This window comes from Ferruginibacter sp. (assembly GCF_031430955.1).
Lineage (GTDB): Bacteria > Bacteroidota > Bacteroidia > Chitinophagales > Chitinophagaceae > Ferruginibacter.
Map to the genome: position 1 here is coordinate 1 of NZ_JANPCM010000024.1, position 6,858 is coordinate 6,858.

A 6,858-nucleotide genomic window follows, 5' to 3' on the forward strand; every position below is an offset into this window, starting at 1 on the left:
TGGCGTCGCACTCTTGTACAGTATTTCTTTATTCAGCCTTAATTGTGTTTTACTAAGAGCACCTGTCGTCACTACGGGACTTAATACAACATTATAATCCTTTCTACCCACCTGGTGTTCCTACGAAACAAAAATGCGAAGCGATTATTTGAAGTAGAATATTTATTGGAGGTAATTTGGAATGAATTGGACCATCTGTATCCGTTCCATCGGAACGTTAGGTGGATAGAAAAGAATGTCCCAATGTAATTTCGTCCTACAGAACACTACAACAGCTTTATCGCTGTTGCTACCCACCTGTTATTACTACAGAACAAAAATGCAAAATGAATTTTTAAATTGAATTGGAATAATCTATTGTATTTACTCTGGAGTAAATTGATTTTATTGTATTCGTTCCATCGGAACGTTAGGTGGGTAGAAAAAAAATGTATAATGCCATTTCGTTCCGTAGGAACGGCAGGTGCAAAATCAAACGGCAAGAAAATTTAAAAGCATTTGAAGTTGAATGAGAAAAACTAAGGAGTATTCATCAAAGCAGTACTGCATTTTTATAACCGCAGGATGCATCAGGATAGCTTACTACTTCTATAAACCTAAATTACAATCATAATAAACGATTGTATGGTGCTAAAAAAAACTTCTTTCTTATTTTGTTGCGGCGTAGATAACTTAACAACAAACATGCGTAAATTATTTTTAATTCTAAGCATGTTTACAGCTGCAATTGCCAATGCCCAAACCAAACAAATTCAATACCTCTCCGGTACCGATACTAAACAAACAGTGCAATGGGATTTTATGTGCACAGCAGGGAGAAACAGCGGTTTATGGGGCAAAATACAAGTACCCAGTTGCTGGGAGCAGCAAGGCTTTGGTAATTATAATTATGGAAGAGATTATAAAACTTATGGAAAAAATTTTCGCTTTTATGATGAGAAAGGTATGTATAAATATATTTTTACAATTGCGCCAAACTGGAAAGGGAAAAACATCAATATTGTTTTTGATGCCAGCATGACGGATACCGAAGTAAAAATAAATGGAAAAATTGCAGGGGCAATTCACCAGGGCGCTTTCTATCGTTTTAAATATGATATTACTGCTTTATTAAATTACGATAAGCCAAACACACTGGAAGTAACCGTAAGCAAAATGAGTGCGGATGCCAGTGTAAACAATGCCGAACGCCTAGCAGACTATTGGGTGTTCGGCGGCATTTTTCGCCCCGTGTTTTTAGAAGCTACACCAAAACAGTTTATAGATTACGTGGGCATTGATGCAAAAGCCGATGGTAAATTTGCAATGCAGGTTTGGGTAAAAGGACTTTCACAAAATGCAACTGTTGTTACTACCATTACAGATGCCAACAAAAAAATTATTGGTACGCTAAAAGCTCCGGTTGCAAAATCGGCTGAGAATATTGTTGCAACGGCATCAATGCAAAATATAAAAACCTGGACTTCAGAAACACCGAACCTCTATAATGCAAATGTTGTATTGCAGGATGCTACCGGAAAAAAATTATATGAGTTAAACGAAAAATTCGGTTTCCGTACAATAGAAATTCGTTATGGCATGGGAGTGTACATCAATGGTACGCAGGTAAAATTTAAAGGAACAAACCGTCATTGCTGGTGGCCCGAAACTGCAAGAGCATTAAGCGACGATCAGCAACTGCAGGATGCATTGCTGCTAAAAGAAATGAACATGAATGCAGTGCGCTGTTCTCACTATCCCCCGGATAAATATTTTTTACAATTGTGCGATAGTCTCGGCATTTATGTTTTAGATGAACTGGCTGGCTGGCAAAAATTTTATTCTTCAAAAGCAGGCGAACCATTGGTAAAAGAAATGGTATTAAGAGACCTGAATCATCCTTCAGTAATTTTTTGGGATAATGGTAACGAAGGTGGTACCAATAAAGAACTGGATGATGATTTTGTAAAATGGGATTTTCAAAAACGCCCTGTCATTCATCCGCATCATCGTCCCGGTAATCAGTTTAATGGTATTGATTGTAATCACTACGAAGATTATTACAGCACACAAAAAATTTTAGCCGATTCATTAATTTACATGCCTACAGAAATGTTGCATGCACAGGATGATGGTGGTGCAGGTTCGGCTATGGATGATTTTTGGAACCTGCATTGGAGTGCACAAAAATCGGCAGGTGTTTTTATTTGGGCAATGATAGATGAAGCAGTTGTACGTACCGATTTAAATAATGCTATTGATGCAAACGGATTGAATGCTAACGATGGCATTATGGGGCCGCACAGGGAAAAGGAGGGAAGTTTTTATGCACTCCGTGAAATTTTTTCTCCAATAAAATTAAATATGCCGGTGGAATTACCAGCAAATTTTGCCGGGCAAATTGCTTTGGATAACCGCTTTCATTTTTTAAATGCCAATCAATGTACTTTTTACTGGGCATTGGTAAATTACAGTAAACCATTCGACAGATTTGATGGTTATGTGGTACAGCAAAAAGGAATAATTACTGCACCGGATATTGCTGCAACAAAACAAGGTTTATTACAATTAAATCTTCCGTCAAATTATAAAGATTATGATGCACTGGTACTTGTTGCCCGGGATAATTTTGGAAAAGAATTATACAAATGGACAAGCAAAATAAAAAGTAATCAATCCATCATCAGTAATTTTGTTACAACAAAAAATGATTCTGTTTTTGTAAAAGAAACGGATACCGTTTATACAATGCGTGGCGGCGATGTTAGTATAACTCTCGATAAAAAATCGGGTAATCTTGTAACCACAAAAAATACCAGCAATGATTATGTATTGTCTTTTAACAACGGGCCAGTTTTAGTAAAAGGTAATGCAGTTGTGGAAAGCAGTAGAACGTATAAAGAAGATAACGAGCAAGTAGTAGAATTTATGTACAGTGGCAACATGAAATATACCAAATGGAAAATCAACAGCAGCGGCTGGGTAACTTTGGAATATGAATATAACGCCGAGGGTGACCTGCCTTTTGCCGGCATCACATTTAATTACCCGGAAAATTATATTTTGAGTAACCGATGGTTGGGCAAAGGGCCTTACCGCCAATGGAAAAACCGTATGCAGGGCACGCCGGTAAATGTTTGGCAAAATATTTATAATGATACTAAAACCGGTTATGCTGCACATATTTATCCGGAGTTTAAAGGTTATTATGGAGAAGTAAACTGGATGGAATTAAGTACAGTTGAAGGTAAATTTTATATTGCAAGCAAAGACAGTGGTTTATTCGTTCGCCTCTTCGATTTTTATGCGTTGAGTGCTGCCGCAAAACCACATCCTGAAATACCTGTGGGCAATATTTCTTTTTTAGATTGTATTCCGCCAATAGGAACTAAACTGGCTACAGGGTTAAGCACCAATACAAAAAACCTTGGACCGCAAAGTGAATTAAACCATGTGAGCGGCAGTAAAAAAAGAACTTTATATTTTTATTTTGGTATGCCTAAAACAAGTGAGAGCAAAGAAAATTACAGCAGGCCGGCAGTAGATAATGTATTTTAATTCATTGCAAGCAGTAATTAAATAAATTTTATTAGTTCTTTAAAAAAACTTTAGCCCTGCTTTTAAAAGCCGCTGTTTGATGTGGTAACTGCTCTTCAATCAATAATTTTATTTCCGGAATAATTTCGGGGTATTGTTTAGCAAGATTACCTAACACTGTTAACGAAAATGCTTTTACTGCAACGGCTTCTGTTGGACTTTCAACATACTTAAAACAAATATCCATTATTTGCCCCTGGTATTTTTTGGGAATTTTGATACCCTGCAGTAACCGAATACTATTTCGTTTTACGGCATTATGCAAATTTTGTTTTTGTAAATTTTTAATTAAAGCAGGCCAATGGTTTTTTATAAAATCAGGATGGGCTATTACACAATAACTCACGGGCCATGCTGCTCTTTGCACCACACGGTATTCATCATTTAAAAATAAATGAAAGAGTTCGTCAAAGCGTTGTTGTGATGCACCCACCCAATTTACAATTGTGGTGCATTGTGCTTTGGAATGTTCATTTAAAATTTGTTCTTTAAGATTAAAGGCAGGCACAATAAAACTATTTTAAATTAAGTTGTGCCATGTAGGGATGTTCAGGATTTACTATCAGTTCCTGCCTTCGTGGATGAATCAATACATCCATTTCTTCTATAGGAATGGCACCAAGTAATGGTTCGTTATTACCAGATAAAACAAGTGCATTGCACGACGCTGTTCTGTTTTTAAATTTAATAAGTAGAGGCCCAACTACATCATACTCCACCACGCTGCCATCTGCCATTACGCTTTTTCTTTTTTCAATAAATGGTAATTCTAATTGGCCTTGTATAGTTTCGTTAATAGCCATCATATAAGCTCCACTGTCCACTATCATGTTAACATGCATGCGTTTTACGTCATCCTTATCTAAATAATTTCTTCTTACCATTTCGAGATCACCAGCATTTATCAACTCTATATCAGCGAATACCATTCCCATAAAAAAATATTTTACCAAATTTACAACTTTATATTAAAATGTAAGTGCATTCAATCTAAATCTCCCATTACTGTATTCCAGCGATGGCATGGGAAATTTTACAATGTTTAAAATATTCAACGCCACTTTAATTCCTTTTTTATTGGTTTTAATTTTAGTAAGATCAACATCAGGTGCTAAATACCATTGGCGGTAGCGTTTAATATCGGTGCGGTTAAAATTCATGGTGCCATTATCATCTTTACCAATATTTTCATTGGCACCAAATAAACCTTCGGCACCTGTGCCAACCGAAATTTGCAGCCATGCCGGTAAATTACTTTTTGGAAAAAAGGATTTTAAGTTGGCACTCAGCCAGTAGGTTTGACCGTTATAGTCTTTTAAAAAACGTTCGGCTGTGCTGTTTCCAAAAATTTTATCACTGCGCTGGTTAAGTATCGGATCATTATAAAACTTACGGTGAAAAGAAAATTTAAATTGAATGCGTTGTTCGTCCCACGCCAACTCCTGCGCTACTAACATGCCACTGCCCAAAATATTGGCGCTAAAATCGCCCCAACTCCAGCCCCATTCGCTGCTAAAACCATCTAAAGTTTCAATTACGGTTTGATAAACTGCACCACTCATGCCACCCAGCCAAATTCTTTTTTTACGGTCAATACCCGTCCACCGCCACAGTTCCATACTGGCTTTACTTTCGGCATATGCACTGTAGGCATGGCCAATTTTATCAATGCCCTTCCATTCCCCAATATCGTTGAAGGAATGAAAATTACTTTGCGGATAATTTTTATACCATGCTGCGTAAAGGCCAACCATTGCCCCGCTGTAGCCAATGATGTTGGTAGCGGCGATAATTTTTGTTCTTTTTCTTATTTGTTGTGGGGTTAATTTGTTGTTGTTAAACTTATTCTGTTTTGTATTGAATGTTATTATATCTCCATGGTCAGAGAAAGTACTGGCAGAAAAAACTGGTTTTGTTTTTTGGGTTGAATCCTGTGCCATTAATTGAAAAGTAGTAGCAAAGAGAAGACAAAAGCTCAATATGGCTTTCGCTGTACAAGAGTGTCTCGCCCTAGGCCAGACCACCGCAGCCGATTTATATTCTGAAGTTTGGTACATAAAAAAACAAAAATAACCCAATATGATGTTAATGATATACGAAACATTTATTTTTGAGGATGTAAATTAAAATATATGGAAGCAAACACTCTTAAAAGAATTAGCGATTGGCTTAGCGGCAATTACGACCAACCGATTAAAGACGAAATTACTGCACTGCAAAAGGATAATCCTGCGGAGTTAGAAGACTCGTTTTACAGAAATTTAGAATTTGGTACCGGCGGTCTTCGTGGCATTATGGGCATCGGTACTAACCGCATGAATAAATATACGGTAGGTATGGCCACACAGGGCTTTGCCAATTATTTAAAAAAATCTTTTAGCGGAGCAGTAAGCGTGGCTATTGCACATGACTGCAGAAATAACGGCCGCTTTTTTGCTGAAACAACTGCAAATATTTTTGCTGCCAATGGTATAAAAGTGTATTTGTTCGAAGCCTTGCGTCCTACACCGGAATTAAGTTTTGCGATAAGAAAATTGGGCTGCCAGGCTGGTGTGGTACTTACGGCATCGCACAACCCAAAAGAATATAATGGGTATAAAGCGTATTGGGATGATGGCGCACAGTTAGTGCCGCCGCATGATAAAAATGTAATTACCGAAGTAGAAAAAATATTAAATGTTGATGAAGTAAAATGGACTGGCGGCGAAGCTAATATTTTTGCATTGGGAAAAGATTTGGATAATGCTTACCTGGATATGGTGAAAACATTGTCGGTTTATCCTGACGTGTGTGCTGCACAACACGATCTTAAAATTGTTTACACGCCAATACATGGCACAGGTATAACATTGGTACCGGATGTATTGCAGCGTTTTGGTTTTACCAATGTACATATTGTTACCGAGCAGGCTACACCTGATGGTAATTTTCCTACGGTGGTGTACCCTAACCCCGAAGAAAAAGAAACCATGGGCATTGGTTTAAAAAAAGCAAAAGAGTTAGATGCTGATATTTTATTAGGTACCGACCCCGACAGTGATCGTGTAGCCATTGGCGTAAAAAATAATAAAGGCGAATGGATGCTGATGAACGGTAATCAAACTGCAGTGCTGGCTTTTAATTATATGATTGAAGCAAGAAAAGCAAAAGGCATTGCACAACCCAATGATATGGTGGTAAAAACTATTGTAACCACCGATATGATTGATGGTATTGCTAAAGCAAACAACATTAGCTGCTACAATGTGCTTACCGGTTTTAAATGGATTGCTGCAATGATAA

At 37.4% G+C, this 6,858-nt stretch carries 5 protein-coding genes; 2 read left to right on the forward strand and 3 right to left on the reverse strand.

What is annotated here, in order from left to right; all coding sequences use genetic code 11:
• Positions 1–624: 624 nt before the first annotated feature.
• The gene (locus ACY65O_RS00620) at positions 625–3,537 is read left to right on the forward strand and encodes a glycoside hydrolase family 2 protein (RefSeq protein ID WP_462218908.1); all 2,913 of its coding nucleotides are present in this window, start codon (positions 625–627) and stop codon (positions 3,535–3,537) included.
• 31 nt (positions 3,538–3,568) lie between these two features.
• Here the strand turns inward: ACY65O_RS00620 and ACY65O_RS00625 are convergent, their stop codons facing one another.
• The 3 genes from ACY65O_RS00625 to ACY65O_RS00635 are packed head-to-tail and all read right to left on the reverse strand — an operon-like array spanning position 3,569 to position 5,516.
• Entirely contained in the window at positions 3,569–4,084 is a 516-nt protein-coding gene (locus ACY65O_RS00625) for a hypothetical protein (protein ID WP_462218909.1), read from the reverse strand.
• Between the two features lie 7 nt (positions 4,085–4,091).
• On the reverse strand, positions 4,092–4,511 hold the full coding sequence (locus ACY65O_RS00630) for a pepsin/retropepsin-like aspartic protease family protein (protein ID WP_462218910.1): 420 nt from the start codon (positions 4,509–4,511) through the stop codon (positions 4,092–4,094).
• A 33-nt stretch (positions 4,512–4,544) separates the two neighbouring features.
• A complete protein-coding gene (locus tag ACY65O_RS00635; RefSeq protein ID WP_462218911.1) occupies positions 4,545–5,516 on the reverse strand; it encodes a DUF2279 domain-containing protein in 972 nt (323 codons plus the stop codon).
• 192 nt (positions 5,517–5,708) lie between these two features.
• Between ACY65O_RS00635 and ACY65O_RS00640 the strand changes: the two genes are divergently transcribed.
• Positions 5,709–6,858 (forward strand): phospho-sugar mutase (locus ACY65O_RS00640; protein ID WP_462218912.1); only part of this gene is annotated, 1,150 nt, incomplete at its 3' end.

Bases quoted from the DNA above. Each gene is read 5' to 3' on its own strand.
- ACY65O_RS00620 (WP_462218908.1), top strand. From the start codon at position 625: ATGGTGCTAAAAAAAACTTCTTTCTTATTTTGTTGCGGCGTAGATAAC.
- ACY65O_RS00630 (WP_462218910.1), bottom strand. From the start codon at position 4,511: ATGGGAATGGTATTCGCTGATATAGAGTTGATAAATGCTGGTGATCTC.
- ACY65O_RS00635 (WP_462218911.1), bottom strand. From the start codon at position 5,516: ATGGCACAGGATTCAACCCAAAAAACAAAACCAGTTTTTTCTGCCAGT.